Source organism: Lentzea sp. NPDC051838 (assembly GCF_040681245.1).
GTDB lineage: Bacteria > Actinomycetota > Actinomycetes > Mycobacteriales > Pseudonocardiaceae > Lentzea.
Genome location: NZ_JBFAYI010000028.1, coordinates 56,869 through 71,786, shown reverse-complemented (window position 1 = coordinate 71,786; position 14,918 = coordinate 56,869). Strand labels below are relative to the sequence as shown.

The window sequence follows — 14,918 nt, the reverse complement described above, 5'->3', positions numbered from 1 at the left end:
GGCGGAGGTTCTGGGTTGAACTGGGTTGACCTGCTCGTGCTGGGCCTTGCCGCGATCGCCGCGGTGTCCGGGGCCAGGCAAGGCATGGTCGTCGCGCTGCCCGCTTTCGTCGGTGTGCTCGTCGGCCTGATCCTCGGCACGCAGATCGCACCGCTGCTGGTGTCCCAGTTCGAGAACGTCGTCACGAAGGTCGTGTTCGCGGTCGGCATCGTGGTGCTGCTCGTGGCACTGGGCGAGACGATCGGCGTCTACATCGGCCGGACGATCAAGGCCAGGGTCAACGCCTCGCCGCTGCGGGGCGCGGACAACGCGCTGGGCGCCATCGTGCAGGGCCTGGTCGTCTTCATCGTGGCGTGGATGATCGCGCTCCCGCTGACCTCGGTCGTCGGCCTGCCGGACCTCACCTCGTCGCTCAAGCAGTCGGTGATCCTCGGCAAGGTCAACGAGACCATGCCGCAGGCCGCCAGGGTGCTGTCGAACGACCTGCAGAAGCTCTTCGACGTCTCGGGCTTCCCGCAGGCGATGGACCCGTTCAACCGCACGCCGCTCAAGGAGGTCGAGCCGCCGGACGGCCAGCTCGCGAACTCTCCCGTGCCGAAGCGGCTGCAGTCGTCGGTGCTGAAGGTCCGCGGCCGCGCGCCGTCGTGCTCGCGTGCCCTGGAGGGCACCGGGTTCGTGATCGCGCCCGAACGCGTCATGACCAACGCGCACGTCGTCGCCGGCACCAACGAGGTGACGGTCGAGGTCGGCCGCGGCCAGTTCGACGCCACCGTCGTGGCCTACGACCCGCGCGTGGACATCGCCGTGCTCGCCGTGCCGGACCTGGAGGCCACGCCGCTGCAGTTCCGCACGGACGCGGTGCAGCCGGGCGAGGACGGCATCGTGCTCGGCTACCCGCTGGACGGCCCGTACAAGCCCTCTCCCGCCCGTGTGCGCGAGCGGATCGAGCTGCTGCGCGGCCCGGACATCTACGACGCGCAGACGGTCACCCGTGACGTCTACACGGTTCGTGCCGAGGTCCGCTCCGGCAACTCCGGTGGTCCGCTGGTGGACACGCAGGGCCGGGTGATGGGCGTGGTCTTCGGCGCTGCCGTGGACGACCCGGAGACCGGCTTCGTGCTCACCGCCCAGCAGGTGCAGTCGATGGTGCAGAAGGCGCCGACGCTGACCCGCCGGGCCTCTACGCAGGGCTGTGCCTCGTAGCGATCCCGTCCAGCACGTAGTTCAGGCCGGTGTCGAACCACGGTTCGGCGTTGGTGTGCTCGGCCTCGAACATGACCTTGGCGAGCGTCGGGAACTTCCCGGTGGCCAGCATCCGCTGCATGTAGGGGCCGGACGCGGCCTGCCACTGCTCCTCGGTCATGCCGCTGGACCGCTCCTCGCGGGCTTCGGCGATCTCGCTGCCGACCGCGCCGCGGACGAACGCCATCACCGCGCTGACCGCGCCGAGCACGTGGTCGATGGTCGGGAACTCGGGCCTGCCGTCGAGCGTGGCCAGTGACGCCTCGATGTGCGCCAGCGAGTTCGGGCCGCGGTGCGGGCGGCCACCGAGCAGGTCCACGAGCCACGGGTGCCGCTTCGCCGCCGTGCGGATGCCGTGGGCGATCTGCGTCAGGGCCGCGCGCCAGTCGGTGCCCGGATCCGGCAACGCGATCTCGCCGTAGACCTCGTCGACCATGAGGTCGAGCAGTTCGTCCTTGGTCTCCACGTACCCGTAGAGGCGCATCGGGCCGGCGTTCAGCGCGGCGGCGACCTTGCGGAACGACACTTCGTCGAGCCCGCCCTCGTCGGCGAGCCTGATCGCGGCGTTCACGATCAACTCCCTGCTCAACGGGGTCGGCGACGGCTTGCTGGGCGGCTCTGGGCGGTCCCACACGAGTTCGTTCGACATCGGACTGGACAATACACCGTCTGTCAGCGATACAGTGTATTGAGCGATACAGCGTATTGGGAGGATGCGATGAAGACTTCGGTGTTGGTCGTCGGGGGAGGCCTGGCGGGTACGTCCGCCGCGATGTTCCTGGCGTGGCGAGGCGTGGACGTGATCTTGGTGGAGAAGCATCCCGGCAGCTCACCGCACCCGCGAGCGGTCGGTTTCAACGCTCGGGTGGGCGAGCTGCTGCGCTCGGTCGGCCTGGACGAGGAGCTGCCGGCGAGCCGGATGACCAAGGGCTTCGGCATCCGGCGGGTCAGGGCCGAGAGCCTGGTCGGGAGGAAGTACGACGAGACGTTCTGGTCGCCGCCGGCCGAGCTCTCCGACGTCGAGTACTCGCCGACCACGGGCGTCGGCGTGGCCCAGGACCGGATGGAACCGATCCTGCGCGACAAGGCCCGCGCATTGGGCGCGGACATCAGGATGAGCACGCGGATGCTGGAGTTCTCGCAGGACGACAACGGCGTCACGGCGATCGTCCAGGGCGATGGCGAGCCGTACGAGATCAAAGCCGACTACCTGGTCGCGGCGGACGGCCACCGCAGCCCGATCCGCGAGCAGCTCGGCATCACCCGCACCGGCCGCGGGTTCATGCACACCTCCCGCAGCGTGCTGTTCCGCGCGCCGTTGCAGGAGTACCTCAAGGACGGCATCGGTCAGTTCGTGATCGACGACGTCGGGTTCCTGACCACCTACGGCGACGGCCGCTGGGTCCTGATGCTCGACGACCGCGAGTACACCGAACCCGAGCTGCTGGCGAAGATCAACCAGGCGATCGGTCGCGACGACCTCGACGTCGAGATCATCACCACCGGCCGCTGGACGATCAGCGCGTCGGTGGCCGACCAGTTCTCACATGGCCGGATCTTCCTGGCCGGCGACGCCGCGCACACGTTGCCGCCGAGCCGCGGCGGGTTCGGGGCGAACGTCGGCATCGAGGACGCGCACAACCTCGCCTGGAAGCTCGCCGCCGTGCTGAACGGCGAGTCACGCCCGGAGCTGCTCGACACCTACGACGCCGAACGGCGCCCGGTCGCGACCCTGTGCCACCAGCAGATCTTCTCGCGCAACGACGGCCACAACCGCGACGGCCAGCCGGAAGACGCGCCGCTGTACGACAACTACGCGATGCACTTCGGCCTCCTCTACCGCTCGAACGCCGTGCTCGGCGCCGGTCCGGACCTGCCTCCTGCGCAGTTGCCGGAGCAGTGGAACGGCCAGCCGGGCACGCGCGCCCCGCACCAGTGGATCGAGCCGGGCAAGTCCACTGTGGACCTCTTCGGACGAGGCTGGGTGCTCGTCGCGGACCACCCGCAGTGGGAGGAAGCGGCGGAACGAGTGGGCGTGCGGTACGAGCGGGTCGAGCAGCTGGACGCGTTCGGACTGTCCGAGAAGGGTGCCTCGCTGGTCCGGCCGGACGGCTACATCGCCTGGCGCTCAACGGATCTGCCGGACGACCCGGCCTCCACCCTCGAGGAGGCGTTCAGGACGTCTTCTGCAAGAACTCGGTGATCAGCCTGCTCGTGGTGTGGGACGCCTCCTGGTTCGGGAAGTGCCCCACCTCGGGCAGGCACCGGTACTCCGACCCCGGTCCGAGCCACGGCCGCGACTCACGGGCGGAGGACTCCAGCACGATCGGGTCCAGGGCGCCGTGGATCTGCAGCACCGGCACCTGCACGGGTTTGTCGACGGCCTCGATGAACCGGCGGCCGTCGCTGCGGATCTGCGAGCGCACCGCCCAGCGGAAGTACTCCATCGCGCTGTGGGCCACGCCGGGGATCGTCATCGCCTGCCGGCAGCGCCGGATGACCTCGTCGAACTCGGGCGCCGACCGCCACTTCGGCCCCGACCACGCCGACAGCAGCTTGGCGACCTGCAGGCCGTTCTCGCCGGTCAGCCAGCGTTCGGGGTAGATCGGCAGCTGGAAGCGCAGCACGTGCGAGTTGATCCTGGGGTGCCTGCGGAACGCCCTGCGCATCGCGAGCGGGTGCGGTGCCGCGAGCACCGAGATCGACGAGACCAGGCGCGGGTGGATCGCACCGACCGTCCAGGCGGTGGCGCCGCCCCACGCGTGACCCACCAGGTGTGCGCGTTGGGCGCCGAGCGCCTTGATCAGACCGGCGATGTCACCGGCGAGCGTGAAGCCGTCGTAGCCGCGTGGTGGCTTGTCCGAGTCGCCGTACCCGCGCAGGTCGACGGCGACCGCGCGGTACCCGGCCTCGGCGAGCGTCGTCAGCTGGTGCCGCCACGACCACCAGAACTCGGGGAACCCGTGCAGGAGCAGCACGAGCGGTCCCTCGCCGAGCTCGGCGACGTGCAGGCGGATGCCGTTGGCCGAGACGTCGCGGTGCGTCCACGGGCCCGCGACCCGCACCACGGACGGGTCGGGTTTGCGGCTCAGTTGTCGTCGCCCCGGTTCGTCAGCGCGGCGATCGTGTCCTTGGCGGCCGCGATCGACTTCTCCGGCGCCTTGATCTTCTTGAGCTTGCGCACGCCGAGGACGATGAGGGCGACGGCGGCGGCCACCATGACGCCGGTCACCAGGAAGAAGCCGTTGGACGTCCGCCAGCCGAACCACTCCGAGAAGCCGTACCCCAAGGCCATGAACAGGAAGAACAGCAGGAAGCAGATCACCGCGAGAGCGGCGATCAGGAAGGCGCTGCCGAACGCGCCCTTCTTGAGCTCCTTGACCAGCTCTCCCTTGGCGAGCTCGACCTCTGCTCTGACCAACGTCGACATGTGCGCGGTCGCGTCACGAACCAGACCGCCGATCGAGGCCTCGGCCGTCGGGTCGTCTGCGGTCAGCGGAATCGACGTGATGTGCTCCCTGGTGGTCACCCGGACATGGTGCCATGTGCCCGGCTGCGGCGAATGAGCAACACCGCGGCGAGCAGTGACGCGATCATCGACGCGAGCAGCACGGCGGCCTTCGCGGTCTCGGCCTCGGCCAGCGAGAGGTCCGCGATCAGCAGACTGACCGTGAACCCGACCCCGCCGAGCACCGCCACCGCGACGATGTCCCGCGGCCCCGCGCCGGCCGGCCAGACCGCCGCCTTGAACCACACGGCCAGCGCCGAGGCCCCGACGATCCCGATCACCTTGCCCACGACCAGCCCGACGATCACCCCGATGGCGATCTTGTCCGCGAACAGCTTCGAGAACGCCTCGGCGCCCACCGGCACACCGGCGGCGAACAGGGCGAACACGGGCACCGCCACGCCTGCGGACCACGGCTGCAGCAGGTGTTCCAGCCGCACCGCCGGCGCCTCGTGCTCGTACGGGTCGCGCTTCACCCGCGTCAGCAACGCCAGCGCGACGCCCGCGATCGTGGCGTGGATGCCCGACTCGTGCATGAACCACCAGGTGGCCAGCGCGATCGGCACGTGGAGGAACGGCGTGGTGATCCTCTTGTGCTGCAGGAACCAGTACAGCGCCAGCAGCAGCACGACCGCCCCGGCCGCGAGCAGGTTGAACTTCGCGGTGAACAGGATCGCGATCACGATGATCGCGCCCAGGTCGTCGACCACGGCCAACGACAGCAGGAACACCCGCAGGCTCGACGGCAGCCCCGAAGCCGTCAACGCCAGCACTCCCAAGGCGAACGCGATGTCCGTGGCGACCGGAATCGCCCACGCCTTCTCGATGCCCGGCTGGCCCCAGCCGATCGACAACGCGATCAGCGCGGGCGCGATCATGCCGCCGATCGCCGCCACCACCGGCAGGATCGCCGCCTTGAAGTCCGAGAGCTCTCCGACGACGAGCTCGCGCTTGAGCTCAAGTCCCGCCACGAAGAAGAAGATCGCGAGGAGCCCGTCCTTGGCCCACGCGCCGACGGTCAGCGGGCCGACGTCCAGATCCCGCAGTGCGAAGTAGGTGGGGGACAGCGGCGAGTTGGCCCACAGCAGCGCTATGGCCGTGGCTCCGAGCAGCACCATGCCACCGACGGTCTCGGTGCGGAGGTAGCGGGCGAACTCGGCGACGACGGCCTTCTTGCGCGACAACGGATGCTCCCTGGTCCGGCAGGTACGTCAAATACTCGTGCCGACCAGACTTCCCGGCTCACCCTGATGCGATCTTAACGCGAACGGGCGCCCTCCTCGGAGGACGCCCGTCACGTTTGCGCAGATCAGTGTCAGTCTTCGGACTTGCCCGACTGCAGACCCGCCGAGATCAGGTCCATCACCGACGAGTCGGCCAGCGTCGTCACGTCGCCGACCGCGCGGTTCTCGGCCACGTCGCGCAGCAGGCGGCGCATGATCTTGCCCGAGCGCGTCTTCGGCAGCTCCGGCACCACCATGATCTGCCGCGGCTTGGCGATCGGGCCGATCTCCTTGGCCACGTGGTCGCGCAGCGCCTTGATCGCGTCCGCGCCACCGGCGTCGGAACCCGCGCCGCCGCGCAGGATCACGAACGCCACGATGCCCTGGCCCGTGGTCGCGTCGGACGCGCCCACGACAGCCGCCTCGGCCACGGTCGGGTGCGAGACCAGAGCGGACTCGACCTCGGTCGTGGAGATGCGGTGGCCGGACACGTTCATCACGTCGTCGACGCGGCCGAGCAGCCAGATGTCGCCGTCGGCGTCGTACTTGGCGCCGTCACCCGCGAAGTAGAAGCCCTGCTCGCCGAAGCGCGACCAGTAGGTGTCGCGGTAGCGCTCCTCGTCGCCCCAGATGCCGCGCAGCATCGACGGCCACGGTTCGTCGAGCACCAGGTAGCCACCGCCACCGTGCGGCACCTCGACGCCCTCGTCGTTGACGACCTTCGCGCCGATGCCGGGCAGCGGGCGCTGCGCCGAACCGGGCTTGGTCGACACCACGCCGGGCAGCGGCGAGATCATGATCGCGCCGGTCTCGGTCTGCCACCACGTGTCCACGATCGGGGCCTTGTTGCCGCCGACGTTCTCGCGGTACCAGATCCACGCCTCGGGGTTGATCGGCTCGCCGACCGAACCCAGGACGCGCAACGACGACAGGTCGTACTTCGCCGGGATGTCCGCGCCCCACTTCATGAAGGTGCGGATCAGCGTCGGCGCCGTGTAGTAGATCGAGACGCCGTACTTCTGCACGATCTCCCAGTGGCGGCCCTCGTGCGGGGTGTTCGGCGTGCCTTCGTAGACGACCTGCGTCACGCGGTTCGACAGCGGGCCGTAGACGATGTAGCTGTGGCCGGTGACCCAGCCGATGTCCGCGGTGCACCAGTAGACGTCGGTGTCCGGCTTGAGGTCGAACACGTTGTAGTGCGTGTACGAAGCCTGCGTGAGGTAGCCGCCGGACGTGTGCAGGATGCCCTTCGGCTTACCCGTGGTGCCCGAGGTGTAGAGGATGAAGAGCGGGTGCTCCGCGTCGAACGCCTCGGGGCTGTGCTGGTCGGACTGCGCGTCCACCAGCTCGTGCCACCAGATGTCCTTGTCCGTCCACGCGACCTCGGTGTCGGTGCGCTTGACGACGATGACCTTCTCCACCGACGGCGCGGCGGCGACGGCCTCGTCGACGGCCGGCTTGAGCGGGAAGGGGTTGCCCCGGCGGAACTGGCCGTCGGTCGTGATCACGAGCTTGCACGAGGAGTCCTCGATGCGGGTGCGCAGCGCCTCGGCGGAGAAGCCGCCGAACACCACGCTGTGCATCGCGCCGACGCGGGCGCAGGCGAGCATCGCGAAGATCGCCTCGGGGACCATCGGCATGTAGATCGCGACGCGGTCCTCGGCGCCGATGCCCAGTGACGTCAGGGCGTTCGCGGCCTTGGAGACCTCGCGCTGCAGCTCGGCGTAGGTGATGGCGCGGGAGTCACCGGGCTCGCCCTCCCAGTGGATCGCGACCTGCTCGCCGTGGCCGGACTCGACGTGCCTGTCCACGCAGTTGTAGGCGACGTTGAGCTTGCCGCCGACGAACCACTTCGCGAACGGCGCGTCCGACCAGTCGAGCACCTGGGTCCACTTGGTGTCCCAGTGCAGCCGCTCCGCCTGCTTCGCCCAGAACGCCTCGCGGTCGGCCTTCGCCTCCTCGTACAGGGCGGGCTGTGCGTTCGCCTGAGCCGCGAACTCGTCGGAAGGCGGGAACGTCCTGCTCTCCGTGAGCAGGTTGTCCAGAGCGTTGCCCTGGCCTGGCGACTGCGTCATGGTGCGAGACCTCCTGGAAAATCCAGACCGGTTGGGGATGCGGGTACTGACCGTAGTGCGAGCCAGTTCACTTCCAACAGGCTCCTCCCCCGAAAGGTTCAGACCAATCTTGGGAGGTTGGTTACACGGCCGTCATTGTGTAACCCGTTTTGTCTGGTTGAAGCACGTGCGGGGCGATGAACGGGCGAAGTTGCGCGCTCAACGGTCTGCCTAGTGAGCTGGATCACGCGTTTCACCTGGTCAGGTACTCTGCGCGACCGTGACCGATCCGCTTGCTCCGCTGCTTTCCCTGCCTGGCGTGGCCGACGCCGCCAACGCGGCCAAGGACGCCGTCTTCCAGGTGCACCGCCATCGGGTGAATCTGCGCGGCTGGGCCACGACGGCGGCCGAGGCATCCGTGCGCGCGGCCCGTGCGTCAGCGGCTCTGGAGGGTGGCCCGACCGAGATTCCCTCGTCCGGCGAGGTCTCGGATCCCGTGCTGGCAGGGTCTTTGCGGGTCGCCGAGGCACTGGGTGGGCTCGTCGCGACCTGGCAACGCGCGCCGTTGCAGGCTCTCGCGCGGTTGCACGTTCTGGCTGCCGCGGACCTGACCGCCGACGTCGGCCGGCCGCGTGTTTCCGAGGACGTGTCGCAGCGGCTCGACCTCCTGGGGTCGTTGGTCACCGGCGGAACTTCGGTGCCGGCGCCCATCGTCGTGGCGGTGGTGCACGGCGAACTGCTCGGGCTGGCGCCGTTCGAGGTCGCCAACGGGGTGGTGGCCCGTGCGGCGGCGCGGCTGACGTCGATCTCCACCGGCCTCGACCCCAAGGGCCTCGGCGTGCCCGAGGTGGCGTGCCTGCGCCGATCGGCCGAGTACGAGGCCGCTTCCGTGGCGTTCGCGTCCGGGTCCTTGGAGGGTCTGGGTCAGTGGATCCTGTTCGTCTGCTCGGCTTTGGAGGCGGGCGCCCGCGAGGCTCGCAGCATCGCGGACGCCGCACTCACCGGGTGATCTCCGCGAGAACTTCCGCGGCCTTGATCGCGTCGTCGTCGGTCACGTAGAGCGGCGCGAACCCGAATCGCAGGATGTCCGGCGGCCGGTGGTCGCCGATGACTCCGCGCGCGATCAGTTCGTCCATGACCTTTGATGCGTCCGGGCAGCGGACCGAGATCTGGTTGCCGCGCACCTCCGGGGTGATCACTTCGAGGTTCGTGAGCTTCTCGACGTGCTCGCGGAACAGCTGCGTGAGTTTGAGCCCTCGCTCGCGCAGTTCGACGAGGTCGACGTCGTCCCACACGTCCAGCGAGGCGTCGAGCGCCAGCATCGACAGGATGTCCGGCGTGCCGACCCGTGCCCTGATGACGCCGGGATCGGGCTCGTAGCTCGCTTCCATCGCGAACGGCTCGCGGTGGCCGTTCCAGCCCGACAACGGGTTCTCGAACGTCGCCTGCTTGTGCTTCGGCACGTAGATGAACGCGGGCGAGCCCGGCCCGCCGTTGAGGAACTTGTAGGTGCAGCCGATCGCGAAGTCGACGTTCAACGCGTCCAGCTCGATCGGGAGCACGCCCGCGCTGTGGCAGAGGTCCCAGACCACCTGTGCCCCAACGGCATGCGCCTGCTCGGTCAGCGCCTTCATGTCGTGCAGCTCGCCGGTCCGGTAGTCGACGTGGTTGAGCAGCACCACGGCGGTGTCCTGCGTCAGTTCCAAAGTGGACGGATGCGCGGCCCGGATCTTCAGTCCTGTCAACGAGGCCACGGACTGGGCGATGTAGCCGTCGGTCGGGAACGTCGACTCGTCGCACACGATCTCCGTGCGGCTGGTGCCTTTCACCGCGCCCATCAACGCCTTGAAGACGTTGACCGACGTCGAGTCACCGACGACGACCTGTCCCTCCGCCGCTCCGACCAGCCGGCCGATGCGGTCGCCGATCCGTTGCGGCGCCTCCCACCAGCCCTCGGACCACGACCGGATCAGTCGCGTGCCCCACTGGTGCTTGACGACTTCCTGCACGCGTTCGGCAACGTGCTTCGGCGGCGCGCCGAGCGAGTTGCCGTCGAGGTAGACGACGCCTTCGGGGATGTCGAACAGCTCGCGCTTCACACGTAGCTCCTGGCAGTCCACAACTCGGGGAACACCGCTCGTTGGGTGCGCTTCTCCAGCCATGCAACACCTGCGGAACCACCGGTGCCGACCTTCGCACCCATCGAACGCCGGGTCGCGAGGAGGTGGTCGTAGCGCCAGCGGGCGAACTCCTCGGCGATGTCGGTCAGCGCCTCGCCCAGTTCGAGCAGGTCGCGGTCGTCGCCGCGGTAGATCTCCGCCCACACCTGCTCGACCTCGTGCGACGCCTCGTACGCCTTGGTGGGGTCGCGCTCCAGGATCTCGGCCGGGATGTCGAAACCACGGCGCTTCAAGGCCGCGAGCACGTCGTCGTACAGCGAGGGCTTGGAGAGCGACTCCTCCAGCTGCGCGTGCATCGCCGGCACCGCGCGGTGCGGCACGAGCATCGACGCGGACTTCTCGCCGAGCAGGAACTCCATCTCGCGGTACATGCCCGACTGGAAGCCGGATCCCTCGCCCAGCGCGTCGCGGAACGAGTTGAACTCGGTGGGCGTCATGCGCGCGATCGGCCGCCACGCCGCCGAAAGCGCCTGCAGGTGCAGGTCCGAGCGGCGGAGCGTGCGGACGGCTGCTTTGAGGTCGTCTGCGCGGAGCTCGGTCTGGGCCTGCCGCCACTCGAAGCAGAGCAGGCCGAAGTACAGCTCCATGACCTGCGTGATGACCAGGAACGACATCTCGCGGGGATCTTTGGACCACTGCTGTTGAAGGGTGTGCAACACCGACGCGTGCACGTAGTCCTCGTACGGCGTGGTGCCGCCGAAATCCAGCTTGGGGGACACGGGGCAGCTCATGCCGTCAATCGTCGTCGCTGAGCCCCTTCACCTGAATGGGCGACGAAAGGCGTTCGGCTCGAACTTCTTTCAAACGCAAAACAGATCGCGAGGTAGCTTTGCGTTCATGCTGGACGAGGTCGACAAGGCCCTGTTGGAGGCCCTCCAAGAGGATGCGCGCCTCTCGTACAACGAGCTCGCGCGCCGCGTGCACGTCTCGCCGCCGACTGTCGCCCAACGGGTCCGCCGGCTGGAGAACATGGGCGCGATCACCGGCTACCGGGCCGTGGTCGACCCCACCGTCGTCGGGCGTCCGGTCGTCGCGTTGGTGCGCATGAAGTGCTACGGCCCGCGGTGCATCACGGTCCACCCGGAGCTGCTCGACGATCTTCCGGAGGTCGTCGAGGTCGTGCGGCTGACCGGAGACATCTGCTCGGTGGTGAAGGTCGTCACCACGTCCATCCTCGAGCTGGAACGGCTTTTGGTCCGATTGGCGAGTCACGGTGAGACGTCCAGCGCAATGGTGCTGTCGACGCCGATCCCGTGGCGTCCGGTGTTGCCGGGATAACTGGTATCTGAGATTCAAATTAAGCTAGCCTCGATCTCGTGAGGCTGACCAAGAGCACCGACATCGCGCTGCGGATCGTGATGCGGCTGGCCGTCGCCGACGAGCCGGCGACCACTCGTGAGGTCGCGGAGGCCATGGGCGTGCAGTACACGCACGCGGCGAAGGTCGTCGCCCAGCTCCAGCACCTCGGTGTCGTCGAAGCGCGGCGCGGCCGTGGCGGAGGGCTCGCGCTCACCGAGGCGGGCCGTTCGAGCTCGATCGGATTCCTGGTGCGCGAGCTCGAAGGTAACGGCGACGTCGTCGACTGCGAAGGCGAAGTGCCGTGTCCGTTGAGTTCCGCCTGCCGGTTGCGGCGCGCGTTGCGTCAGGCCCAGGAAGCCTTCTACGCCTCGCTCGATCCACTGCGCGTCGAGGACCTCGTCGCTGATCCCACCGGACCCGTCCTGCTCAGTCTTCGGCTGAGGTGAGGAGCACGTCGATGCTGTCCCCGAAGTCCGCCGAACTCGTCGAAGCCACCTTGCCCGCGGTGGGTGCGTCGATCGGTGAGATCACCAAGCTGTTCTACGCGCGCATGTTCGCCGACCATCCCGTGCTGCTGCGGCACATGTTCAACCGCGGCAACCAGGCCAACGGCACCCAGGCGCAGGCGTTGGCGGGGTCGGTCGCCGCCTTCGCGTCTGGCCTGCTCGCCGGACAGCAGCCCGACGCGATGATGCGGCGCATTGCGCACAAGCACGTCTCGGTCGGCGTCACGTCGGGTCAGTACGCGGTGGTGCACAAGTACCTGCTCGCGGCCATCGCCGAAGTCCTGGACGTCACCCCGGAGATCGGGGCGGCCTGGAGCGAGGTCTACTGGCTGATGGCCGACGCTCTGATCGGCCTGGAGCGCTTCCTCCCGAGGGGACAGCAGGACCACCGGGTGATCGCCCGGTTCCAGGAGACCGAGGACGTGGTGACGTTCGTGGTGAGGCCGCTCGACGGTCCCGTGCCGCCGAACAAGCCCGGTCAGTACGTGTCGGTGCACGTCCCGCTTCCCGACGGTGCCCGGCAGATCCGCCAGTACAGCCTCTCCGGGCGAACCGACGACGCGCTGCAGTTCTCGGTGAAGCGGGACGGTGAGGTGTCGAACCACCTGCACGACTTCGCGGCGGTGGGCAGCACCCTGAAGCTCAGCCAGCCCGCGGGGGATCTCACGCTCGAGCCCGGCACCGGTCCGGTTCTCCTGGCGTCGGCCGGTATCGGCTGCACACCGATGATCTCGATGCTCGCCGAGCTGGCCGCCACCGGCTCGCCGCGCCAGGTGATCGCGGTGCACGGCGACCGCGACCAGTTCACGCACGCGTTCCGGGCCGAGCTCACCCAGCTCGTGGCCAAGCTGGAAGACGCGCAGGCGCACGTCTTCTACGAGCGGCCGGTCGGGCAGTGGCCGACCGAGCGGACCGGGCTCGTCGATCTTGCCGACGTCCCGGTGCCGCTCGACGCCACCGCCTACCTCTGCGGCCCGGTGCCGTTCCTGCGCGCGATGCGGGCCCAGTTGCTCGACAAGGGTGTCACCGACATCCACTACGAGGTGTTCGGGCCGGACCTAACCCGCTAGCCGGTCCAGCGCGTTGCGGACGTGGCCCTTCGTGTCCTCCAGGGCGGCGGCCGCACGTTCGGTCGGTTCGCCCGAGAGCAGGTGCACCAGCGCCACCTTGAGGTCGCCGGCCGCGTCCGCCAACGCCTGCGCGCAGGCGTTCTCGGACAGCCCGGTGGCCTCGTGCAGGATCCGGATCGTCCGCCCGCGCAGCTTCGCGTTCGTCGCCCGCATGCTGACCATCAGGTTCGAGTAGGTGCGGCCGAGTTTGACCATCACCGCGGTGGAGAACGACGTCAGCACCAGCTTCTGGGCCGACCCCGCCTTCATCCGCGTGGATCCGGCGATGGCCTCCGGACCGGTGTCGAGGGCGACCAGGACGTCCGGCGTGATCGGCACCGACGCGTTGTTCGACACCAGTACCGTGTGGGCGCCAAGCGCTTGCGCCTCTTCCAGCGCGCCGATCACGAACGGCGTGCGCCCGGACGCCGTCACTCCCACGACCAGGTCTTTCGGTGTGGCGTGGCGGCGGATCTGGGACGCGCCCGAGCTGTCCTCGACCTCCTCGACCGCGCGGACGAGAGCCTCGGAGCCGCCCGCGTGGTGGGCGACGAACCAGTCGGGCGGGACGTTGAACGTGGGCACGAGCTCGGCGGCGTCCAGCGTCGCGAGTCGCCCGGACGTGCCCGCGCCGACGTAGTGGACGCGGCCGCCCGACATGATCGCGGTGACGCCGAGGTCGACCGCGCGAGCGAGGTCCGGCAGTGCCGCGGCGACGGCGGACGGAACCGTGCGGTCCTCGTCGTTGATCATCCGCAGCACGTCGATCGTGGGGACCCGGTCGATGTCGGTCGTGCGAGGGTTCCGTTGCTCAGTCGGAGATTCCACGCGCACCACCACACCGTTCCGGGGGGAGATCATTTAGTCGTCTCCCGCGGCCGTCGGCGGCCGTCTGGTCTCGCACCGAGCCGGTGGCCGGACACCGCTTCGTACGTGGCCTCCAGCGCCGTCTTCGCCGAGTCGACGTGGTGCTGGGCGACGCCGATGAACAGGCAGTCGATGACCGTGAGCTGCGCGATGCGGCTGGCCATCGCGCCGGAGCGGAACGTGGTCTCGCGCGCGGCTGTCGTCAGCACGAGATCGGCGACCTCGGTGATCGGGGAGCGCGGGAAGTTCGTGAGCGCGACGGTGGTGGCGCCGGCCTCCTTGGCCACGCGGAGCGCCTCGACGGTCTCCACGGTCGAGCCGGTGTGCGAGATGCCGACGGCGACGTCCGCGGGGGTCAGCACGGCGGCGGAGGTCAGCGCGATGTGCGTGTCGTTCCACGCGAAGCAGGTCAGGCCGATGCGGTGCAGCTTCTGCTGCAGGTCGAACGCGACGAACGCACTCGCGCCGAAACCGTAGACGTCGACCCGGCGGGCGCCCGCGACCGCTTGGACGACCTTGTCGAGCGACTCGATGTCGAGCTGCTCGGCGGTCTCCTCGACGGCGCGGGCGTCGGCGAACGCGACCTTGCCCACGACCTGCTTGAGGTCGTCGCCCGGCCCGATGTCGCCGCCCATGTCGTGGTTGGCCCTGGCCTGGCTGCGCGCGGTGTCGGCGGCGAGCGCGATGCGCAGCTCCGGGTACCCGCCGACGCCGATGGCCTTGCAGAACCGCGTCACCGTGGTCTCACTCGTGCCCGCCTGTTCGGCGACCTCGGTGATGCTGCGGTGCGCGACCGTTGCCGGGTTCTCCAGCACCACCTTCGCGACGCGCTGCTCGGCGCGCGCGAGGCCCGGCAGCAACGACCGGATCCTCACCAGTGGGCTTGACTCGGCACTGCTCTCAGTGGACACGTGGGAAACTTACTAACCG

Annotated in this window: 15 protein-coding genes; 6 read left to right on the top strand and 9 right to left on the bottom strand. The window is 69.0% G+C overall.

Features of this window, described 5'->3' with window-relative positions; genetic code table 11:
* Nucleotides 1-15 precede the first annotated feature (15 nt).
* The gene (locus AB0M24_RS37885) at nucleotides 16-1,203 is read left to right on the top strand and encodes a MarP family serine protease (protein WP_363778305.1); all 1,188 of its coding nucleotides are present in this window, start codon (nucleotides 16-18) and stop codon (nucleotides 1,201-1,203) included.
* On the opposite strand, the gene AB0M24_RS37880 is transcribed toward AB0M24_RS37885, so the two are convergent.
* A complete protein-coding gene (locus AB0M24_RS37880) occupies nucleotides 1,181-1,891 on the bottom strand; it encodes a TetR/AcrR family transcriptional regulator (protein WP_363778304.1) in 711 nt (236 codons plus the stop codon). The genes AB0M24_RS37885 and AB0M24_RS37880 overlap by 23 nt on opposite strands.
* 69 nt (nucleotides 1,892-1,960) lie before the next feature.
* On the opposite strand from AB0M24_RS37880, the gene AB0M24_RS37875 reads away from it, so the two are divergent.
* On the top strand, nucleotides 1,961-3,445 hold the full coding sequence (locus AB0M24_RS37875) for an FAD-dependent oxidoreductase (protein ID WP_363778303.1): 1,485 nt from the start codon (nucleotides 1,961-1,963) through the stop codon (nucleotides 3,443-3,445).
* On the opposite strand, the gene AB0M24_RS37870 is transcribed toward AB0M24_RS37875, so the two are convergent.
* The 4 genes from AB0M24_RS37870 to acs form a co-directional block, all read right to left on the bottom strand.
* Nucleotides 3,417-4,334 carry an alpha/beta hydrolase gene (locus AB0M24_RS37870; protein WP_363778349.1) on the bottom strand — a complete coding sequence of 306 codons (918 nt, stop codon included), beginning with the start codon at nucleotides 4,332-4,334 and terminating at the stop codon, nucleotides 3,417-3,419. The two genes, AB0M24_RS37875 and AB0M24_RS37870, sit on opposite strands and share 29 nt — an antisense overlap.
* Nucleotides 4,331-4,771: a phage holin family protein gene (locus AB0M24_RS37865; protein WP_363778302.1), complete on the bottom strand. Its 441-nt coding sequence runs from the start codon at nucleotides 4,769-4,771 to the stop codon at nucleotides 4,331-4,333. The genes AB0M24_RS37870 and AB0M24_RS37865 overlap by 4 nt, the downstream gene beginning before the upstream one ends.
* Nucleotides 4,768-5,934: a Na+/H+ antiporter NhaA gene (gene nhaA / locus AB0M24_RS37860; protein ID WP_363778301.1), complete on the bottom strand. Its 1,167-nt coding sequence runs from the start codon at nucleotides 5,932-5,934 to the stop codon at nucleotides 4,768-4,770. Before nhaA ends, AB0M24_RS37865 begins: the two co-directional genes overlap by 4 nt.
* A gap of 131 nt (nucleotides 5,935-6,065) precedes the next feature.
* Nucleotides 6,066-8,048, bottom strand: a complete 1,983-nt coding sequence (gene acs / locus AB0M24_RS37855; RefSeq protein WP_363778300.1) for an acetate--CoA ligase — start codon at nucleotides 8,046-8,048, stop codon at nucleotides 6,066-6,068.
* Nucleotides 8,049-8,307: 259 nt separating this feature from the next.
* On the opposite strand from acs, the gene AB0M24_RS37850 reads away from it, so the two are divergent.
* Nucleotides 8,308-9,036, top strand: coding sequence for an oxidoreductase (locus AB0M24_RS37850; RefSeq protein ID WP_363778299.1), 729 nt, complete (start codon nucleotides 8,308-8,310; stop codon nucleotides 9,034-9,036).
* On the opposite strand, the gene kynU is transcribed toward AB0M24_RS37850, so the two are convergent.
* Nucleotides 9,026-10,126 (bottom strand): kynureninase, encoded by a 1,101-nt coding sequence (kynU, locus tag AB0M24_RS37845; RefSeq protein ID WP_363778298.1) that lies wholly within the window; start codon nucleotides 10,124-10,126, stop codon nucleotides 9,026-9,028. The genes AB0M24_RS37850 and kynU overlap by 11 nt on opposite strands.
* Nucleotides 10,123-10,938: a tryptophan 2,3-dioxygenase family protein gene (locus AB0M24_RS37840; protein ID WP_363778297.1), complete on the bottom strand. Its 816-nt coding sequence runs from the start codon at nucleotides 10,936-10,938 to the stop codon at nucleotides 10,123-10,125. Before AB0M24_RS37840 ends, kynU begins: the two co-directional genes overlap by 4 nt.
* A 106-nt stretch (nucleotides 10,939-11,044) precedes the next feature.
* On the opposite strand from AB0M24_RS37840, the gene AB0M24_RS37835 reads away from it, so the two are divergent.
* The 3 genes from AB0M24_RS37835 to AB0M24_RS37825 are packed head-to-tail and all read left to right on the top strand — an operon-like array spanning nucleotide 11,045 to nucleotide 13,082.
* Nucleotides 11,045-11,485, top strand: a complete 441-nt coding sequence (locus AB0M24_RS37835; protein ID WP_197288838.1) for an Lrp/AsnC family transcriptional regulator — start codon at nucleotides 11,045-11,047, stop codon at nucleotides 11,483-11,485.
* A gap of 38 nt (nucleotides 11,486-11,523) precedes the next feature.
* Nucleotides 11,524-11,952: an Rrf2 family transcriptional regulator gene (locus AB0M24_RS37830; protein ID WP_363778296.1), complete on the top strand. Its 429-nt coding sequence runs from the start codon at nucleotides 11,524-11,526 to the stop codon at nucleotides 11,950-11,952.
* A gap of 11 nt (nucleotides 11,953-11,963) precedes the next feature.
* Nucleotides 11,964-13,082 carry a globin domain-containing protein gene (locus tag AB0M24_RS37825; RefSeq protein WP_363778295.1) on the top strand — a complete coding sequence of 373 codons (1,119 nt, stop codon included), beginning with the start codon at nucleotides 11,964-11,966 and terminating at the stop codon, nucleotides 13,080-13,082.
* Here the strand turns inward: AB0M24_RS37825 and AB0M24_RS37820 are convergent.
* Together AB0M24_RS37820 and AB0M24_RS37815 are read right to left on the bottom strand one after the other, a co-directional pair.
* Nucleotides 13,071-13,982, bottom strand: coding sequence for an N-acetylmuramic acid 6-phosphate etherase (locus AB0M24_RS37820; protein WP_363778294.1), 912 nt, complete (start codon nucleotides 13,980-13,982; stop codon nucleotides 13,071-13,073). The two genes, AB0M24_RS37825 and AB0M24_RS37820, sit on opposite strands and share 12 nt — an antisense overlap.
* Complete coding sequence (locus tag AB0M24_RS37815; RefSeq protein ID WP_363778293.1) at nucleotides 13,979-14,899, bottom strand: MurR/RpiR family transcriptional regulator; 921 nt, start codon at nucleotides 14,897-14,899, stop codon at nucleotides 13,979-13,981. The genes AB0M24_RS37820 and AB0M24_RS37815 overlap by 4 nt, the downstream gene beginning before the upstream one ends.
* Nucleotides 14,900-14,918: the final 19 nt, after the last annotated feature.